The organism is Streptococcus sp. ACS2 (genome assembly GCF_000525585.1).
GTDB lineage: Bacteria > Bacillota > Bacilli > Lactobacillales > Streptococcaceae > Streptococcus.
Genome location: NZ_JALT01000019.1, coordinates 89912 through 108526, shown reverse-complemented (window position 1 = coordinate 108526; position 18615 = coordinate 89912). Strand labels below are relative to the sequence as shown.

25 protein-coding genes are annotated in these 18615 nt (G+C 37.1%); 12 read left to right on the top strand and 13 right to left on the bottom strand.

Going from position 1 to position 18615, the window contains the following annotated elements:
• Positions 1–47: 47 nt before the first annotated feature.
• The gene (locus tag HMPREF1517_RS03570) at positions 48–236 is read right to left on the bottom strand and encodes a hypothetical protein (RefSeq protein WP_003095232.1); all 189 of its coding nucleotides are present in this window, start codon (positions 234–236) and stop codon (positions 48–50) included.
• Positions 237–351: 115 nt separating this feature from the next.
• On the opposite strand from HMPREF1517_RS03570, the gene HMPREF1517_RS03565 reads away from it, so the two are divergent.
• The gene (locus tag HMPREF1517_RS03565; RefSeq protein WP_037599356.1) at positions 352–714 is read left to right on the top strand and encodes a DUF1304 domain-containing protein; all 363 of its coding nucleotides are present in this window, start codon (positions 352–354) and stop codon (positions 712–714) included.
• Positions 715–788: 74 nt separating this feature from the next.
• Here the strand turns inward: HMPREF1517_RS03565 and HMPREF1517_RS03560 are convergent, their stop codons facing one another.
• Positions 789–1328, bottom strand: a complete 540-nt coding sequence (locus HMPREF1517_RS03560; RefSeq protein ID WP_037599355.1) for a TetR/AcrR family transcriptional regulator — start codon at positions 1326–1328, stop codon at positions 789–791.
• Between the two features lie 128 nt (positions 1329–1456).
• Between HMPREF1517_RS03560 and HMPREF1517_RS03555 the strand changes: the two genes are divergently transcribed.
• Positions 1457–3826, top strand: a complete 2370-nt coding sequence (locus tag HMPREF1517_RS03555) for a YhgE/Pip domain-containing protein (protein WP_037599353.1) — start codon at positions 1457–1459, stop codon at positions 3824–3826.
• Positions 3827–3863: 37 nt separating this feature from the next.
• Here the strand turns inward: HMPREF1517_RS03555 and HMPREF1517_RS03550 are convergent, their stop codons facing one another.
• From HMPREF1517_RS03550 to HMPREF1517_RS03540, 3 genes are read right to left on the bottom strand one after another with little or no spacing between them, the layout of a single operon-like run.
• Entirely contained in the window at positions 3864–4709 is an 846-nt protein-coding gene (locus tag HMPREF1517_RS03550) for a DUF4097 family beta strand repeat-containing protein (protein ID WP_082757390.1), read from the bottom strand.
• The gene (locus HMPREF1517_RS03545) at positions 4706–5290 is read right to left on the bottom strand and encodes a DUF1700 domain-containing protein (protein WP_037599351.1); all 585 of its coding nucleotides are present in this window, start codon (positions 5288–5290) and stop codon (positions 4706–4708) included. The genes HMPREF1517_RS03550 and HMPREF1517_RS03545 overlap by 4 nt, the downstream gene beginning before the upstream one ends.
• Entirely contained in the window at positions 5277–5603 is a 327-nt protein-coding gene (locus tag HMPREF1517_RS03540) for a PadR family transcriptional regulator (RefSeq protein ID WP_037599350.1), read from the bottom strand. Before HMPREF1517_RS03540 ends, HMPREF1517_RS03545 begins: the two co-directional genes overlap by 14 nt.
• Positions 5604–5765: 162 nt before the next feature.
• Between HMPREF1517_RS03540 and HMPREF1517_RS03535 the strand changes: the two genes are divergently transcribed.
• Complete coding sequence (locus tag HMPREF1517_RS03535) at positions 5766–6374, top strand: NUDIX hydrolase (protein WP_037599348.1); 609 nt, start codon at positions 5766–5768, stop codon at positions 6372–6374.
• A 233-nt stretch (positions 6375–6607) separates the two neighbouring features.
• Here the strand turns inward: HMPREF1517_RS03535 and HMPREF1517_RS03530 are convergent, their stop codons facing one another.
• From HMPREF1517_RS03530 to rpmF, 5 genes are all read right to left on the bottom strand, one after another.
• A complete protein-coding gene (locus tag HMPREF1517_RS03530) occupies positions 6608–7108 on the bottom strand; it encodes a hypothetical protein (protein WP_037599346.1) in 501 nt (166 codons plus the stop codon).
• Positions 7083–7874, bottom strand: a complete 792-nt coding sequence (locus HMPREF1517_RS03525; protein WP_037599344.1) for a hypothetical protein — start codon at positions 7872–7874, stop codon at positions 7083–7085. Before HMPREF1517_RS03525 ends, HMPREF1517_RS03530 begins: the two co-directional genes overlap by 26 nt.
• 1 nt (position 7875) lies before the next feature.
• Positions 7876–8772 (bottom strand): hypothetical protein, encoded by an 897-nt coding sequence (locus HMPREF1517_RS03520; RefSeq protein WP_229058224.1) that lies wholly within the window; start codon positions 8770–8772, stop codon positions 7876–7878.
• Positions 8773–8872: 100 nt separating this feature from the next.
• The gene (gene rpmG, locus HMPREF1517_RS03515) at positions 8873–9022 is read right to left on the bottom strand and encodes a 50S ribosomal protein L33 (RefSeq protein ID WP_002262412.1); all 150 of its coding nucleotides are present in this window, start codon (positions 9020–9022) and stop codon (positions 8873–8875) included.
• Between the two features lie 15 nt (positions 9023–9037).
• Positions 9038–9220 (bottom strand): 50S ribosomal protein L32, encoded by a 183-nt coding sequence (gene rpmF / locus HMPREF1517_RS03510; protein ID WP_002892130.1) that lies wholly within the window; start codon positions 9218–9220, stop codon positions 9038–9040.
• A gap of 230 nt (positions 9221–9450) precedes the next feature.
• Here rpmF and HMPREF1517_RS03505 point away from each other — a divergent pair, with 230 nt between their 5' ends.
• The 9 genes from HMPREF1517_RS03505 (at position 9451) to yaaA (ending at position 17276) form a co-directional block, all read left to right on the top strand.
• Positions 9451–10563, top strand: a complete 1113-nt coding sequence (locus tag HMPREF1517_RS03505) for a vitamin B12 independent methionine synthase (protein WP_037599342.1) — start codon at positions 9451–9453, stop codon at positions 10561–10563.
• 64 nt (positions 10564–10627) lie between these two features.
• A complete protein-coding gene (locus HMPREF1517_RS10635) occupies positions 10628–10774 on the top strand; it encodes a PTS transporter subunit EIIB (protein ID WP_002892127.1) in 147 nt (48 codons plus the stop codon).
• A 6-nt stretch (positions 10775–10780) separates the two neighbouring features.
• A complete protein-coding gene (locus tag HMPREF1517_RS10630; protein ID WP_037599340.1) occupies positions 10781–11128 on the top strand; it encodes a PTS beta-glucoside transporter subunit IIABC in 348 nt (115 codons plus the stop codon).
• Positions 11129–11152: 24 nt separating this feature from the next.
• Complete coding sequence (locus HMPREF1517_RS10625; RefSeq protein ID WP_037599338.1) at positions 11153–11800, top strand: PTS beta-glucoside transporter subunit IIABC; 648 nt, start codon at positions 11153–11155, stop codon at positions 11798–11800.
• Between the two features lie 152 nt (positions 11801–11952).
• Positions 11953–13233 (top strand): histidine--tRNA ligase, encoded by a 1281-nt coding sequence (hisS, locus tag HMPREF1517_RS03485; RefSeq protein WP_037599337.1) that lies wholly within the window; start codon positions 11953–11955, stop codon positions 13231–13233.
• Between the two features lie 7 nt (positions 13234–13240).
• On the top strand, positions 13241–13663 hold the full coding sequence (locus tag HMPREF1517_RS03480) for a hypothetical protein (protein WP_002892121.1): 423 nt from the start codon (positions 13241–13243) through the stop codon (positions 13661–13663).
• A 109-nt stretch (positions 13664–13772) separates the two neighbouring features.
• Positions 13773–15524, top strand: a complete 1752-nt coding sequence (gene aspS, locus HMPREF1517_RS03475; RefSeq protein WP_037599335.1) for an aspartate--tRNA ligase — start codon at positions 13773–13775, stop codon at positions 15522–15524.
• The gene (locus tag HMPREF1517_RS03470; RefSeq protein WP_002892117.1) at positions 15517–16458 is read left to right on the top strand and encodes a YitT family protein; all 942 of its coding nucleotides are present in this window, start codon (positions 15517–15519) and stop codon (positions 16456–16458) included. The genes aspS and HMPREF1517_RS03470 overlap by 8 nt, the downstream gene beginning before the upstream one ends.
• 86 nt (positions 16459–16544) lie before the next feature.
• A complete protein-coding gene (gene yaaA / locus HMPREF1517_RS03465) occupies positions 16545–17276 on the top strand; it encodes a peroxide stress protein YaaA (protein WP_037599334.1) in 732 nt (243 codons plus the stop codon).
• 31 nt (positions 17277–17307) lie between these two features.
• Here yaaA and nrdG read toward each other — a convergent pair whose 3' ends face one another.
• Genes nrdG through HMPREF1517_RS10710 form a run of 3 tightly spaced genes read right to left on the bottom strand, consistent with a single transcriptional unit; the run spans position 17308 to position 18551 of the window.
• On the bottom strand, positions 17308–17913 hold the full coding sequence (nrdG, locus tag HMPREF1517_RS03460) for an anaerobic ribonucleoside-triphosphate reductase activating protein (protein WP_037599332.1): 606 nt from the start codon (positions 17911–17913) through the stop codon (positions 17308–17310).
• 4 nt (positions 17914–17917) lie between these two features.
• Positions 17918–18418: a GNAT family N-acetyltransferase gene (locus HMPREF1517_RS03455; RefSeq protein WP_037599330.1), complete on the bottom strand. Its 501-nt coding sequence runs from the start codon at positions 18416–18418 to the stop codon at positions 17918–17920.
• A 1-nt stretch (position 18419) separates the two neighbouring features.
• A complete protein-coding gene (locus tag HMPREF1517_RS10710; protein ID WP_002885877.1) occupies positions 18420–18551 on the bottom strand; it encodes a hypothetical protein in 132 nt (43 codons plus the stop codon).
• Positions 18552–18615: the final 64 nt, after the last annotated feature.

Below are 18615 nucleotides of genomic sequence, written 5' to 3'. Positions count from 1 at the left end.
TGACTAAGGGATTCGTAACATGATGATAGATGATTTTGAGGTATAAATTATTTATTATCCAATCCGCCTTCAAAATCTGCTGAAACGTTTGAAACGTAGTTGGTGAAGTAGCTTTCAAAATCTTTTTTTAGTTGGTCGTACTCCTCTTCGGAGTAATCTTTATCCTCTATATAAGCCTGAAATCTAGGAATTCCCAAATCTTTTTGGAGACGTTGGATTACTTCTGTCTTTGTCATAAGAACCTCTCTTTCATTCTTTATTTTACCATATTTCAAATTGTATGAAGCATACATGTTGTTTTAAAAGTTTACTTTTGATATACTGTCAAAGTTATTTAAGAAGGAGGCTACGATGTCTATTATTACACTAATCTTAGCTGGGATTGTTGCTTTGGAGCATCTCTATATCATGTATTTGGAAACTTTTGCGACACATTCAGACATGACTAGTCGTGTTTTCAATATGAGTAAAGAAGAACTTCAACGTGATTCTGTTACAAACTTATTTAAAAATCAAGGGATCTACAATGGTTTGATTGCTGTATTCCTCTTGTATGGGATTTTCACAAGTAGTCAGCTACTTGTAACTGTTTTTGTACTCAATGTTTTCTTTGCTGCTATTTATGGTGCTATGACTGCAAATAAGAAAATTATTTTAACTCAAGGTGGACCCGCAATCTTGACCTTACTTTCACTTATCATTTCCTTATTTTAAGGTTTTTATTGTAAAAGAAAAAGCTGCTTTAACTGTTGAAATGGTTTGCAGCTTTTTATGCTTTTGAAGTTGTTTTATTGTGGAATAAATCGTAGAAGAAAATCTGTCATTTCTCGGGGGGATTCTTTTTTTCCTTTATTTATCCAGGCTTGACAAGCACCAAAAATAGCGTGCGCAAAATAAATACTGGCATAGTCTTTCTCAAATCCTTTTAGAGATCTTTCTTCAGCAGTAGGGACAATGAAGTCCTCAGCTATCATACGCTGAAGTTTATGTATCAGAAAATCTTGAATTTCTTTTGATCCATTGGTAGACAAAAGAGCTGATAGGAGTTTTTCACGAGTAAGAAATTCAAAGATTTCGAGGAAGGCTCCCTCCTTCTTTCCTTCGTATTTATCGAAGATATACTCTAGTTTATGGAAAAGCTCTTTCTGATAACTATCAATCATTTCATACTTATCTTTGTAGTGGGTATAAAAACTCGAACGGCTAATCCCAGCTGTTTGAACCAGACGAATGGTAGTAATATCATTGAAATCTTGATCTTTAAGGCATATTACTAAAGCATCTAAAAGAGCTTTTTTAGTTTGAGCTCGCCTTTGATCTTTTGACATACAAATCTCCTCTTATACACTTTTAGACTATGTGTCCAAAAACTAATTATTTAACATTGCTTTTCATGTAAATGAGTTTATAATTGATTATATCATAAAAATAAACACAATGTCTAAAAAGGAGAAATATGTTAGCAGAATTAAAGGCGCTTCTTAAAAGTCCAAAGCTCTGGATAACTATTATTGGTGTCTCATTGATACCCGCTTTATATAATCTAATCTTTTTATCTTCTATGTGGGATCCTTATGGAAATGTAAAGCATCTGCCAGTAGCCGTAGTGAACAAAGATAAGAGTGCTAGTTTCCAGAATAAGACTCTAAATATTGGTCATGATATGGTAGACAATATGTCTAAAAACAAAAATCTAGACTATCATTTTGTGACTGAAAATGAAGCCCAAAAAGGAATTGATGATGGTGATTACTATATGGTAATCACTTTTCCAGAAAACCTCTCAAGTAATGCAGCAAGTCTTTTGACAAATGATCCTAAGAAACTTGAAATTTCTTATCAGACAACAGCAGGGCATAGCTTCGTTTCTTCAAAAATGAGCGATTCTGCCATGTCTAAGTTGAAGGATACCGTTTCTAAAAATATTACATCAACTTATGTTGGAGCTGTCTTTAGGAGTATGTCTCAACTTCAGGGTGGTATGGGAACTGCGGCGAATGGAGCTAGTCAATTATACGCAGGTGCAGGCGCACTTCAGTCTGGGAGTCAGACCTTATCAAGTGGTTTAGGAACTCTTGCTGGTTCTACACAGACATTGGCTACAGGTGTTGATACCTTGAGTTCAGGTGCATCTGCCTATACTTCAGGTGTGTCAACTTTGTCAGGTGCTTTGTCACAGTTAAATGCTAACTCTGAGGCTGTTAATTCTGCTGCAGGTCAATTTGTATCAGGAGCAGATGCTATGAGTACCTTAGTTACTGGTGCAGATTCTTTGTCAACTGCACTCAGTCAAATGGCTACGGCAACAAGTTTATCTGAAGAACAGCAAGCACAGTTGTCAACCTTGTCAACTAATTTAACCGATTTAAATACAGCAATTCAAAATCTCAATACAGCGGTAAGTAACACATCATTACCTAGTGGAACATCAACAACATCAGTAGATACAAGTTCAATAGCGACTTATCTTTCAAATATTTCTTCTGCGGCTAGTTCTATAGCTACGGCTAGTGCCACTGACAAAGCGAACGATTTGGCTGCGGTACAAGGAACAGCTGCTTATCAAAGCTTGACGGCAGATCAACAAGCAGAGATTACATCGGCAATTAGTAACGCAGGATCTACGGCTAGTAGTTACGCTTCAACTATTGCATCAGAAGTGTCAAGTATGTCAACGGCCTTATCTAGCTTGACAGGTACGACAACAACTAGTAGCGGAGATTCAAGTAGTTTAGCTTCTCTACAAACATCTATTTCAGGCATTGCAAGTTCGGCGAATGCTCTTCTTCCTGTAGCTTCATCAACGGTATCATCAATGCAAGCTAATATTGCTAATGTCAATTCGGTACTTGTCAATCAATTATCACCAGGAGCAATTCAAGTGGCTTCAGGTGTGTCAACCGCTCAAAGTACTCTAGCAACAGGTGCAAGCGCACTTTCAACTGGTTTGTCAACTTATACTGGTGCTGTGTCAACAATTGCTAGTGGCGCTAAAACTCTAGATGCTAACAGTAGTAGTTTAATGACTGGTTTTTCTACTCTTCAAAGTGGTACAAGTGCTCTCAATGCAGGTGCTCAACAATTAGCAACTGGAGGAAACACCTTAACAAATGGTTTGACAAGTCTGTCAACTAACCTTTCTACATTATCTGATTCATTAAACAAAGCTAATCAGCAACTCTCTCTTGTTTCTGTAAACTCAGACAATTCAAAAATGGTGAGTGCTCCGCTCAAAGAGAAGAAAACTGATAAGGATAAGGTTGACACTAATGGTGTGGGAATGGCTCCATATATGATTTCTGTTTCTCTTATGGTTGTCGCTCTTTCAACTAATGTTATCTTTGCTAAGAGCTTGACAGGAAGAAAATTTACGGGTCGTTTTGATTGGGCTAAGAATAAGTTACTTATCAATGGTATTATTACAACTATGGCTGCTATTGCGCTTTATATTGCCATTCGATTTGTGGGAGTTGAACCAAATCATCCATTAGCTACATTTGGTATGATTCTCCTTGCAGCATGTACTTTAATGGCGCTGGTTACAGCCCTTGTGGGTTGGGATGATAGATATGGTGCATTTGCTTCCATGATTATACTCCTTTTGCAGTTAGGTTCTAGTGCAGGAACTTATCCAATTGAACTTAGTCCTAAGTTCTTTAAGGTCGTCCAACCATTCTTACCAATGTCCTACTCGGTATCAGGTCTTCGTCAAACTATTTCAATGACAGGACAGATCTCAGATCAAGTACGTATGTTATTCATTTTCTTACTTATTTTTGTAGTTGTAGGTATTATTATTTATAGACCAAAGTCTGAAAATGAATAAACTAAAGGCCAGCTCTAATGTGAGCTGGCTTTTTATGTTATTCAACAGTTATATCACCGAGGTCTGAGGTAATGGTTAGTGAGTTATCCTTTGAGATTTTAAGGTTATTTGTGATGTCTACCTCTCCTGAATGACTATCGGCTTGAACATTGAGCGTGTAATCTTTAAGAGCTAGTTCAATATCACCAGATGTAACATCAAGTTTATTGTGACCATTGAAAATTAGGTTATCTCCAGAGTAATCTCCCATTGCAATAGATAAATCTGAGTTAGTAAAAAGTGTATGATTACTATCAACACTACCAACATCAAGGTTAGCTTTTAGGTTGCTGACAATCATTTTAGTAAAAGTTAGGTCCCCTACATTTAGATTGATATCTGCTTGTTTGATGGTGCTATTACTTAAATCTAGATTTCCAGTTGCTAAATCAACCTTTAAAAAATCAATCGTTTGTTTTTTAGGGAGTGTAATGATAATGGTTTTCTTTCTGACTTCCTCGTTGAGAGTAGAAAGCCTCACTAAATCTTTTAATCCGAAAAAGTTAATATGTTTGTTAGAAGTTGAATCTAATTCAGAGTTGCTATCATTGATAGTCAATTGACCATCCTTTACAGATGTGTCAATTGGATTTTTTGTTTTTTGGTAGTAAGAAAGCGTTGCTTTGTCAACATCACCATTTTTTATAAGCACATTGTAGCTACTACTTTTAATATCAATTTTATTGAAGTCCTCAACTTCTTTCTTGACATAATCTTGCTCACTTATAGTTTGATTTTGTAAATCTGTTAAGCCACCTTGGCTATAACCCCAAGCTACGAATCCTCCTCCTAAAAATAGAGAGATAAGGGACACTCCGAGGATGATCTTTTTCCAAGTTTTCATGATTTTCTTCCTTTCTTGATGAGCCATTTAATCAATAGGGTAATTAGCTTTACAATAAGTTTACAGATTTCAAACGAAATCAAAAGTAGTAAGAGTGCTCCTCCAAACATCAATAGACCTAGACCTCCTCCAAACAGTGTTGAAGCTAGTGAAACACTTAAGAGAGAGAAGCTTGTAAAGAAAGTGTAAACACCACTAATGAGTAAAGCAAAAGTAAGAGCTAAGGCAGTCACTATAACTGCGAAAATAATCATAAGAAGTGTCACTATCATAGCTAAGAAGAATAGTAGAATTGGTAAGGCGACTGGACTGGCTAAAACAGCTAGAATCGCAATCCAAAGGATAGTTGTTTTATTGCGTAAGCTGCTCTTGTCCTCAACAATCTTTTCTTCTAGAAGACGACTAATGACTTCATGTGCGGCTTCCTTAGGTGTACCCAGTTCTGCAATAACCCGAGCTTCATTCTCAGGTCCAGCCTCTTCAAAATATTCCATGAAATATTCTATAGCTTCTTCGTAGTCCTGTTGTGGTAATTTTCGTAGATATTTTGTTAATTTGGCTATATATTCAGTCTTTGTCATGTCTTAATCTCCCTTCTAGAATACCGTCCAGAGTTTCTTTATAGGTTAACCATTCTTCATTAAGAAATTGAAGTTGCTCTTTTCCCTCTTGGGTAATACTGTAATATTTACGTTTACGCCCTTGATACGCTTGGCTATAGGTGGTCATATAGCCTGCTTTTTCAAGCTTTTTTAGAATAGGATAAAGTGTTGACTCCTTAATATTAGCCGCAAGCTTTATTGTTTGACTAATCTCATAGCCATAAGAGTCTTCTCTATCGATAATAGCTAATATTAAGAACTCTATCAGTATTGATGATGTTGGAAAATACATAGTGTGCTCCTTTGCTTCTAGGATATGTATAAAAAATATATATAATTATTTTACATATAGAGTGTATCTCTTTTAGAAATATATGTCAATATTTTATATATAAAAATTTTATATAATAGGGATATCTTCTTTTTTATGATAATATGAAGTCAAGGAGTTCTTATGACTATTAAAGATAAACTAGCTCGTTACGAGCCGAAGCCACTAGGGGAGAAAAGACGCTATGCGGTGCTTTTACCCCTAATATATGATGTAAAAACTGATAAGTATCAAATTCTTTACCAAGTACGAAGTGAGCATATTTCTCAACCAGGTGAGGTCTCTTTTCCTGGAGGGCGTGTCGAAAATGGTGAGACTTTTCAGGAAGCTGCTATACGAGAAACTTGTGAAGAATTAAACCTAGTTCCTGATCAAATTGACATTTGGGGAGAGCTTGATTATCTGATTCATCAGGGGAGAACCATCCATTGCTTTGTTGGAAAGATAAATATAGAAAATTGGGAGCATATTCATCCAAATGAAGAGGTGAAACGGTTGTTTACAGTTTGTGTTGACACGTTGTTGACAGAAGATCCGGTTTATTACAAAGTCACTTCTACTTTGAGTGATGCGAAAGGTTTCCCATTTTTCTTGGTAAAAAATAGAGAAAAATATAATTTTGGGTACAGTGAACGTCATATTCCTTTTTACAGGAACTTGACAGAGAATATATGGGGGATGACAGCTATGTTTACACATAGATTTACAGATATTTTAAAAGGCTTAGAGTAAAAATAAAAGATCAACGGTAATATGTTGATCTTTTTACTATTATTTAAATTGTTAATTTGGTACCAAAGGAGTGAAATTTATTTCTGGGACATGAGTCTAGAGTATTCCTAAAATGATTTTCAAAATTAATATCGAAGCTTTTAGCTAGGTGGTCAAATTCAGAGTGGACAATGACTTTTTGTTTCGTTTGTGTCATTTCTATGCTAAAAAGAAGGGGAGGTGGATACAGGCAGTTATGCTTTGGTGTTATTCTGCCTAAGATTGATGATTCTATTGATCTTTCTTAGGGAGTTACCTATGTTGAAGAGAAGGTAAAGCATATAACTATAAATAGTAAAGCTCCAAAAATCTGGGACAATACTGAGACTATAGACAAATAGGACTGTTGCACTAACAAAAATTAGACAGCTACATATTATTGAAAGTAGAGGATATCCTTTTGAAAATAATAGGCTTTCTATGATTAAGGCAAAAGCAGGTAGTAACAGAGTTAGAATGATAATAATAAAGATGAAGCGTTGTGTATCATCTAGCATCAAGTTACCCAATGATTTACCTAGGTAAAAACGAGAATCACTCCCCCCCGGATAAATCAATTCTCTTGTCAAGGGACTAACTAGGATTAGGGTGTCAAATAGTGAGAAAGCCGCCCATCTCCAAATAGGGAAAGCCCATTCTTCCTCAGATAATTCTCTCTGAGTTTTTTCTTCAGTTAATTCTAATTTGATTGCCATCAATATGTACCTCTTTTGGAAAGTCGTTATTTTGATTTAAGATATACCATCCATCTGGTAGTTCAGAGTTTTTAAGTACCTGTTCTAATTGCGAATGTAAGTCAATTTCTTTAGTCGTGGAACCAGAAGGAAAACTCAATTGAACAGTAAGTTGTTTGTTTCGTAGAGCATCTTTAAGTGAAAAATCATAATAGCCACCTAGGGCCTTAGAATGTCCCCTCTCATAAGTATAGAGTGTCGTGTATGGTACAGGTTCTATCTGAACAATAATATTTTTTAAATCTTTTTCGGTACTTAAAGCTTTAGAGATATCATTGATAAATTTTTGATTTCTAGGGTTGATTTTAATAGACTTTTTAACAAAATCGTCCCAATATTCCCTTTCATCAGGTAAAATCTTATATTCACTATTTTGGCGATTAAAATCTGAGTCGCTTTCTGTTGGGCTGGCAATGTAAGGATAGAGTAAATCTTGAATATGGAGAGGCAGTTGAGTCTTTACATGTGCTGTTTTGTTATTAATAGTCTCTTGATAATCAATATGGAAAATCAGGTAATGTTTAACCTCATCTTCTTCATTCATACGATAAGTAATTTTATCTGCCCAACCGATGCCAGTTATTTGTACCTTCCCTTGAAATCCACGAGTTTTATAAAAACCTTTAATATTTTCTTGAGCATTGTAATAGAAAAAGATAGCAATCATGGTCAATAATAAACTCAAGGGCATAGTGATTTTAAGGTATTTGAAGCTATTTTTTACCATCTTAGTTCTGACTCTCCTTAACTAGTAGGTTGTAATCTTTTTGACTTTTAATTTCCTCGAGGCGTCCAGTAGTTGTATTAGTGCTTGTAAAATACCAATAGATATCCTCCTTATCTGGTGTTAACTCTTTTTGCAGTTTAACAGCATCATCCAGATTAAGTGAGTCAGTTGTTACGATGATTAAGCTAAATCTTTTTTTGAGCGATTGGTCACTGTATTTGTTGTCATCTTGATTTTTGTAATCAGCAAAATTTCTTTCTTTGGTCCAGATAAGGGGCATGGAGTTGATAGTGAGGGGATCATCTTTATAACCTATAGAAAAATTATCCTTTGAAAGGAGATAGCGGTAAGGTTTAGCAAATCCGTGGTATCGACTGACTTTTGATGGTTTGGTTCTGGTTGCCTTCTGGGTGCGTAAATTGACATAGAATACTTTTTTGTTGTCATAGGATGAAAATTTCACAAACTCATCCCTACCATCGGAGTACATGGTATCATCCATGGAACCAGGATCATCATATCCTAGTTTCTTAGCAAGGCTTAGTACATTAATAGTATGTCCTTTTCCAGTATCTTTACCAAGCTGATAATAGTGAATAATATCATAATTTTTAGAGTCCTTCTTGTTTTTAGATAGTTTATACCTAGATTCTTGGAAGGCTAGGTAGGTGCGACCAACGGCTAATTGACTTCTTTCCAGTGATTTTTCATTTCCAAACTTAACACCTAAAACGTTAAAGTTTCCAATTTTGACGTTTTGAAAGGATGTTACAGTAACTTTTTTGTTAGTATAGTCGTAAAGTCTATCGTCTAAGGAATAAGCGGCCTGAATTCTATAACCATAGCGAACGAATGTACCTGTAAGTAGAATGGTTATAAAAAATAAGGAGATAAACATGCCACATACGCCATCTAAATGTTTCTATTTTTGTCATAGGAAATCCTCTTTGAGTAATAGAAAAACCATGAAAATCTTATTTTCATGGTTTTTAATTCAATTATTTAACCTCAGTAAAGATTACGTGTTTACGCAATTTTGGTGAGTATTTTTTCAATTGAAGACGGTCTGGAGTGTTACGTTTGTTTTTTGAAGTAAGGTACAAGCGTTCACCAGATTCTTTGTGTTCAAGTGTAATATTTACGCGCATGGTATCTCCCTTCTATTATTTAGTTGCGTTAGCTTTAGCGATTTTACGTCCTTTGTAGTATCCTTTAAGTGATACACGGTGTGAACGTGAGTAATCTCCAGTTGTTTCGTCAAATTGTACTGATGGAGCAGTCAATTTGTAGTGTGTACGACGTTTGTTTTTCTTCGCTTTTGAAGTGTGACGTGCAGGTACTGCCATTTCTTTATTTCCTCCGAATTAATATTTATGTTCTTGATTTTAAATCAACTATAACAGAATAACATATCTTTTTTGTAAAGTAAAGTTACTTGACAAAAAACTTTCCAAGAAATGATATAGTTAAAAACTATACCATGAGATAACAAATACATATTTCACAGCTATAACAGCAAGTGCTAGAATAGGCTTATTATTACATTAAGTGAAAGCATAAAAAGGAGTAAATAACTATGAGTAAAGTTCATTATCATTTTGATCATGTTGGTTCTTACCTTCGTCCACAAGCTTTAAAAGAAGCACGTGAAAAATTTGCCAATGGTGAGATTTCGCAAGAAGAATTGTTGAAAGTACAAGATGAATTGGTTAAGGAATTGGTTCATCATGAGGTAGAAAATGGTCTTCAAGTAGTTTCTGATGGTGAATTTGGTCGTTCTTGGTGGCACCTTGATTTCCTATGGAACCTAACCGGTTTTGAAGCTTACCAACAAGAAGATTCATATAAATTCCATGGAGCTAAGACACGTACAACCAACGTTCGTATCAATGGTAAGATTGCCGAAAATCCTAATCATCCTTTCTATCGTGACTTTGAATATCTTAAATCAGTGACTCCTGAAGGAATTACTCCAAAAGTAACTATTCCAAGTCCATCACTCATCATTAACCGTGACCACCGTAGTGATCTTTATGCAGATTACTATGATTCATGGACAGATTTTCTTGATGATTTGGCAAAAGCTTACCATGATACCATCCAACATTTCTACGATTTGGGTGCACGTTATGTACAGTTGGATGATACGACTTGGGGTTATTTGATTCAACAGTTTGAGAATGAAAAAAATAATCCTGAGAAAACAGCTGAGTTGGCAAAAATTGCTGAGGATGATGTATACACTATCAATAAAGCCTTGGAAGGTCTTCCAGAAGATTTGACTTTGGCTACTCATATTTGTCGTGGAAACTTTAAATCAACTTATCTTTTTGAAGGTGGCTATGATTCAGTAGCTAAATATCTTGGGAAATTGAATTATGATATCTTCTTCTTGGAATACGATGATGCGCGTTCAGGTAGCTTCGCACCACTTCCAACGATTTGGAATAATCGTGATCATGTTGAATTGGTGCTTGGTGTGATTACTTCTAAGGATTCAGCTTTGGAAGATGTAGATGCTGTCATCGCTCGTATCCATGAAGCGGCTGAGCTTGTACGACTTAAGAACCTTGGTATATCAACTCAATGTGGTTTTGCATCAACTGAAGAAGGCAATATCTTGACTGAGCAAGACGAGTGGAATAAATTACAATTGATTAAAACAATTACTGATAAAGTTTGGTCATAATAGAAAAATGTAGAGGACAGGCTCAGCTTGTTCTCTATTTTTATGAGTATAGAAAGGAAGTGTCATGAACTATAAAGAGACAGGACAGAAGATTTTAGATGCTGTAGGAGGAAAGGAGAAAGTTCAGAATCTTGTAAACTGTGCTAAACGTTTATGTTTTACCTTAGCAGATGATTCTAAAGCTGATGATAAAGTTGTTCAAACTATCTAAGGTATTGTGAGTTTGGCTAAGAGTGGTGGTCAGTATCAAGTTGTTGTTGGTAGTGATATACCAAATGTATACCGTGCTTTGGAAGGCTTATTAGACCTAGATGAAGTGTCTAAGGAATCATCGGAAAAACAAGACAGAACTCCTCTTCAAAGCTTTTTAGCCCTTATTTCTGGGATTTTCACACCAATCTTACCGGTAATTACAGCAGCAGGGATGATCAAAGCCGTTTTGTCTCTTTTGGTTGTCTTTAAGGTAGTAGCTGTAGATGATGTTAACGATCAAGTTCTTAATTTTATTAGTGATGCTGGATTTTATTTTTTACCTGTATTTTTAGGTGCTTCAGCAGCTCGATAGTTTAAGACAAACGCTCAATTGGGGATGTTGATTGGTGCTATTTTATTACACCCAACTTTTACGAAGATTGTGACAACTGCCAAGGAATCAGGTCATGGCGTCTCTTTCTTTAGTATTCCCCTTACATTAACTTCTTACTCATCAACGGTTATTCCTGTTATTTTGGCAGTTTGGTTTATGAGTTATGTGGAGCGCTTTGCAATTAAAATTTCATCAAAGACTGTTAAATTTTTCTTGGTGCCTATGATTACGACCTTGATCACTGCAAACGTAACACTTTTGATTTTAGGTTCAGGTACTTTGGCTTCGAATGTGGCTCAGGGGGGAGTAGCCCATGCTATTGCTTTAAAAACTAAGGATACCAATAAAAAAGCTCTGGTTTCATCTGCTGGAATTACTGCAATTTGTGGGATTACGGAACCGGCTTTTTATGGGGTAACTTTGCAAAATAAAGCTGCCCTCATAGGATCTATTGTTGCAGGGGGAGTAGGTGGCTTCTTCCTTGGTATTTTAGGTGCGAGAAATTTTGCAGGTGGTTCCCCAGGTCTATTGACGATTGCAGCCTATATCGGTGAAGATACACTTAAATATTTTTACACAGCTATTACAGGTCTTGTAATTTCTGTTGTGGTCTCTTTTATTGTGACCTTCGTTCTTTATAAAGAAGATTAATGATTGTGGCAGGTCGAGAGGTCTGTTTCTTTCTTACGTTGAAAAAACCTTTACCATTTCCCAAAAGCTATGTAAATTATGATAGAATAGAGTGATTATATCTGTAATAACGGAAAAGGAGGGCAGGTCTATTTGAGACCTGTATCATCATTATGAAACTTCAAAAACCTAAGGGAACGCAGGATATTTTACCTGCTGATAGTGCTAAATGGCAGTACGTAGAAAATGTTGCACGTGAAACATTTAAGAAATACAATTATGGTGAAATTCGTACACCTATGTTTGAACATTACGAGGTCATTTCACGTTCAGTAGGTGATACAACTGACATCGTTACTAAGGAAATGTACGATTTTCATGATAAGGGAGACCGTCATATCACACTTCGTCCAGAAGGAACAGCACCGGTTGTACGCTCTTATGTAGAAAATAAACTCTTTGCGCCAGAGGTTCAAAAACCCGTTAAAGTTTATTATATTGGATCAATGTTTCGTTATGAACGTCCTCAAGCAGGACGCTTGCGTGAGTTCCACCAACTTGGTGTAGAGTGCTTTGGATCAAAAAATCCAGCTACAGATGTTGAAACCATTGCTATGGCCTACCAACTCTTTAATACGCTTGGCATCAAGGAAGTTACCCTTCATTTGAATAGCCTTGGAAATACTGAGAGTCGTCTGGCTTATCGTCAGGCCTTGATTGACTACTTGACACCAATGCGTGATACTTTATCAAAAGATAGTCAACGCCGTTTGGATGAAAATCCTTTGCGAGTACTCGATTCAAAAGAAAAAGAAGATAAGGTTGCAGTTGAAAATGCACCCTCTATTCTTGATTATTTAGATGACGAAAGTCAAGCGCACTTTGACGAAGTGCGTGCCATGCTCGATAGTCTTAACATTCCTTATGTGATTGATACTAATATGGTACGTGGTCTTGATTACTACAACCACACGATTTTTGAATTTATTACCACTATTGATAAGTCTGAATTGACAATCTGTGCGGGGGGTCGTTACGATAGTTTGGTTGAATACTTCGATGGTCCAGAAACAGCTGGTTTTGGTTTTGGACTTGGTTTAGAACGCTTGCTTTTGGTTATTGATAAACAAGGTATTGAACTTCCGGTGGAAGAAAGTCTAGATGTTTACATTGCAGTACTTGGTTCAGGTGCTAATGGTAAAGCTCTTGAGTTAGTTCAAGCTATCCGCTATCAAGGATTTAAAGCTGAACGTGATTACCTTGGACGCAAGATTAAGGCACAATTCAAGTCAGCAGATACCTTCAAGGCCAAGACTGTTATCACATTAGGTGAGAGTGAAGTGGAGTCAGGTCAAGTTAATGTCAAAAATAATTCTACTCGTGAGGAAGTTACTGTAAGTTTCGAAGAGCTAACTAAGAACTTTGCAGCAGTCCTCAAACAGTTAGAAAAGTAGGGGGCATATGATTAGTATAGTTGATATGCTCAAACGGAGTGAAAAGTTTAGTTTGGCTTTTGATCGTAGTATGCCTATTCGTTTCCAACAACAGTTTTGGCAGTTGATTGCTTTTCTTGATAAGCATGAAATTACTTGGTTTAATGATGAGCCTGCAAGTGATCATGCGATGTGTCAGCAATTACTTGGTCAAGTTTGGCGTCAAGATTGTCAAGATGTAGTCTTGAGTTTTGAAACTCAGGAACGTTATTTGGGATGGCAGGTAGACGAGGAAACTGATGAACTTAGTGTTATCATTGAAGATGTTTACGGTTTCCGCTGGAATAGTTTACTTGACTTAGAAACAGCTGATTATCGTTTTGAAGATTTTGAAGAGTTTGCTGAAGATTACGTGGATACTAGTGATTTGTTGAAACAATTTGGCAAATAGTTTGATAAAAAAGAAAGTCTATTAAAATTCTAACCTGAAATGGGTGGGGTTTTGATGGGCTTTTTGCTATAATAGTTAAGACTAAAAAATTAACGAAAGAAGTGTATTTATGGAACGTTCTATGTATGCCGGACGTGTTCGTAGTGAACACATCGGAACTACTATTACTTTGAAAGGTTGGGTATCTCGCCGTCGTAACCTCGGAGGTTTGATTTTCATCGATCTTCGTGACCGTGAAGGTTTGATGCAGTTGGTTGTTAACCCTGAGAATGCGGATGCAACTGTGGTTGAAACAGCTGAGAGCTTGCGTAGCGAATTTGTTATTGAAGTAACAGGAACTGTTGAAGCGCGTGAACAAGCTAATGATAACTTGCCTACAGGTGCTGTCGAACTTAAAGTTGAAGACCTTAAAATCCTTAATACTGCCAAAACAACACCATTTGAAATCAAAGATGGTGTTGAGGCTAGTGATGATACACGTATGCGTTACCGCTACTTGGATCTTCGTCGTCCAGAAATGTTGGAAAACTTTAAGCTCCGTGCAAAGGTAACTCACGCCATCCGTAATTATCTGGATGACTTGGAATTTATCGATGTTGAAACACCAATGTTGACAAAATCTACACCAGAAGGTGCTCGTGATTACTTGGTGCCAAGCCGTGTTAGCCAAGGCCACTTTTATGCTCTTCCGCAAAGTCCCCAAATCACTAAACAGTTATTAATGAATGCTGGTTTTGACCGTTATTATCAAATTGTTAAGTGTTTCCGTGATGAAGATTTGCGTGGAGATCGTCAACCTGAATTTACACAAGTTGACTTGGAAACCTCATTCCTTAATGAGCAAGAAATCCAAGATATTACTGAAGGATTGATTGCTAAGGTCATGAAAGAAACTAAAGGTATTGAAGTCACATTACCATTTCCACGTATGTCTTATGATGATGCCATGAATAACTATGGTTCTGACAAGCCAGATACACGCTTTGACATGCTTTTACAAGACTTGACAGAGGTTGTCAAGGGTGTAGACTTCAAAGTGTTTGCTGAGGCACCAGCTGTTAAGGCAATTGTTGTCAAAGGAAATGCAGACAAATACTCACGTAAAAGCATTGACAAGTTGACAGAGTTTGCTAAACAATTTGGCGCTAAAGGTCTTGCTTGGGTTAAGATGACTGACGGAGCTCTAGCTGGTCCAGTTGCTAAATTCTTGACAAGTATTGAAGAAAAGTTGACAGATGCTTTACACCTTGAAGAGAATGACCTAGTTCTTTTTGTAGCAGATACTCTTGAAATCGCTAATAACACACTTGGTGCTTTGCGTAATCAGATTGCTAAAGAACTTGACATGATTGACAATACTAAGTTCAACTTCCTTTGGGTTGTCGATTGGCCAATGTTTGAGTGGTCTGAAGAAGAAGGACGCTATATGTCTGCTCACCACCCATTTACTTTGCCAACAGAAGATTCTGTAGCAGAGCTTGAAGGTGATCTTTCCAAGGTTTGTGCTGTGGCTTATGATATTGTCTTGAATGGTTATGAGCTTGGTGGGGGTAGTCTACGTATCAATCATAAAGACCTACAGGAACGTATGTTGAAAGCCCTTGGCTTCTCTGAAGAATCAGCCTACGAGCAATTTGGATTCCTTCTTGAAGCTATGGACTATGGTTTCCCACCACATGGTGGTTTGGCTATCGGTCTTGACCGTTTTGTTATGCTTCTTGCAGGTAAAGATAATATCCGTGAAGTGATTGCCTTCCCTAAAAATAATAAGGCATCAGATCCTATGACTCAGGCTCCAAGTCTTGTGGCTGATAAACAGTTGGAAGAACTTGCCCTTCATGTAGATTTAGAAAATGAATAAAGCACCTCTTCATAAACATGTTAAATTTGTAGCGAAAAAGTCTGCGAAGAGAATGGGCGTTTTGCAGGCTGTTCGTAGTATTTCCCGTGAAAAGTATACTGAAAAAGTCTCAGCGTCTTTACTTTATGGGCTCTTATCGTCAATCGCCGTTAATTTCTTTTTTCAACCTGGACATGTTTACTCCAGTGGAGCGACAGGTTTGGCACAGGTTTTATCGGCATTGAGTGTTAGAACTTTGGGCTTTGAGATACCAGTATCATTGACTTTCTACGCGATTAATATCCCTCTCTTGATTTTGGCTTGGTATAAGATTGGCCATAAATTTACTATCTTTACCTTCATTACAGTAACGATGAGTTCCCTTTTTATTCAGGTGATGCCACATGTAACCTTGACAGAGGATCCTTTGATCAATGCTATCTTTGGTGGTTTGGTCATGGGAACAGGAATTGGTTTCGGTTTAAAATCTCGTATCTCTAGTGGGGGGACGGATATCGTTAGCCTCACTATTCGTAAGAAAACAGGCCGTGATGTTGGTAATATCTCCTTGATTGTCAATGGGATTATCATGGTTTTTGCGGGCATTCTTTTTGGTTGGAAATACGCTCTCTATTCAATGGTTACGATTTTTGTTTCTAGTCGAGTAACGGATGCGATTTTCACAAAACAAAAGAAAATGCAGGCTATGATTGTTACAAGTAATCCAGATCCAGTTGTACGAATGATCCAGAAGAAACTCCACCGTGGAGTAACGTTGATTAATGATGCGGAAGGAACATATAATCACGAAAAGAAAGCCGTATTATTGGCGATTATTACGCGTGAAGAGTATACTGACTTCAAGCATTATATGAGAAAAGCAGACCCTAAAGCCTTTGTCTCCATTGCAGAAAATGTACATATTCTAGGTCGTTTTGTTGATTTAGATGACTAACAAAAAAAGAAAGTTGACGAACGTTAGCTTCTTTTTTGTTGGATAGAATTCTTGACGAAATGCTTGCTTGACTTTACAATATCAGTATGATTAGATTTTTAATTCCAACCGCAAAAGAAATGAAGGCCAGTAAGGAAGTTCCGTCTCAAAAATTATCTGAAAAGAGTGCGGCTATCCTAACTGAAATGGCAAAATTATCCACAGATGAATTGTCCACAGCTTATAAAATAAAGCCTGAGCAGGCTGAGAAAGAGAAGCAGCGCTGGGCTGCGATTTTGTCTGGAGAAGCGAAGAACTATCCGGCTGTCGAGCTTTTTAATGGACTGATGTATCGTCACATCAAACGTAGTGACTTATCCACATATGAAAAAGATTTCTTAGGCCAACAAGTATTCATCACATCTTCTTTTTATGGAATCATTCCCGCTTTTTACCCGATTCAAGAACATCGTCATGACTTTCATACGAAGATCAAGGTTAATGGTCAGTCCTTAAAAAACTATTGGCGTGCTGAATATGACCAATTTCTAGAGGAGAGTCAAGTTCCAGTTGTTTCTTTGCTTTCAAGTGAATTTGAAGATGTTTTTAGTCCAACTCTTCGTAAGCAGTTATTCACGGTTAGCTTTATGGAAGACCGCAATGGGGTTCTTAAGACTCACTCTACGATATCCAAAAAGGCAAGAGGGGCTTTTTTGACAGCTGTTATGGAGGAGAATTGTCAAACGATTAATGCTTTACGAAAATTGTCTTTTGATGATTTTAACTATCGTGAGGATTTATCCTCTAACAATGAGCTAGTTTTTGTTAAAATCGTCTAAAAAAGTCTGAGTTATCAACTCAGACTTTTTCTTATAGCATATCTTTACGATCAACTTGTTCATAGTTCGTTTGACCGTCATTTAGTTTGTCCCAAATAACGACTGCTCCTTGATCAAGAGATTTTTTGACATCAATAATACGTTGATTAGATGATCCTCGAAACTGGAGCATAAGATTCTTTTTAGTGATGTCAAAGCGGCCGTCAACGAGAATATCAACGAGTTGAAGAAGTTCTAGTTTATCAGGGGTTTCAAGCATCAACTCCTCCCAAGTATATCCAGTCCAAGACCAGATATCTTTTTCCGGGAGTTCCTTACGAATGCGTTTGACTAAGGGAATGAGAATTCCTGTGTTTAGGAAGGGTTCACCACCAAGTAGCGTGAGACCTTGTACGTAAGGTTGAGCTAGATCCCTCATGATTTGTTCTTCAAGTTCTTTAGTATAGGGAATTCCTGCCTTAAAGGACCAGGTGGTAGCGTTATAGCATCCCTCGCAATGAAACATGCAACCAGAGACGTAAAGGGAGTTACGTACGCCTTCACCATCAACGAAATTAAAAGCTTTGTAGTCAATAATGCGTCCTTGGCTAAGTTCTTCGGACTTCCATTCTTGTGGTTTTGGTGTATTCCATGTCATGATTTTACTCCAAATCTATCCAATAGCGCTCAGTTTCATGGCGAATGTCCTCCAACTGACCACCGTTGGCTAATATAACAGCTTGGCTAGCAGGATTCTTGATACTACAAGTGACCAGAACACGATGAATATTCTTTTCTTTAGCTATTTGTAAGCCTTGACGGAGAGATTCTTTCGCATAACCCTTTCCTCGTTCGGATGGACGGATAGAGTAGCCGATATGGCCCCCTTTTTCTAGTAAGTAGTCATTTAATCGGATACGAAGGTTGAGAAAGCCAAGAGCCTGGCCTGCTACGTCAAAACTAACCAGCTGGATAGCAGGAACCCAGTTTTCAGGAATATTGAGTCCCGCTTCCGCTTGAAGATTTTCTTCTAGCCACTCTTCATAAACAAAATTGTTGGCGTTCCAAAATCCACCATCATGAGCAGCTTGCTCCCTTTCAAATTCAGCCATCATCTCTAAGATAGCTTCTTTATCTGTTTGACTTGGACGGCGTAAAATCATATTACTTCTTCTTTCCAGCTTTTTTCAAAAGGGCTTGGACACGTGCTTTTTTATCATTTTTGACGGTTGCATTTTTTTCGTGGTAACGTTCCACTTGTTGCATACCTTTATAATCTAATTGATATTTTCCCATTATATTCCTTTCTAAAAATGAAATAAGCAAAGCAGTTGGAAGGTATCATCCAGCTGCTTCTAGT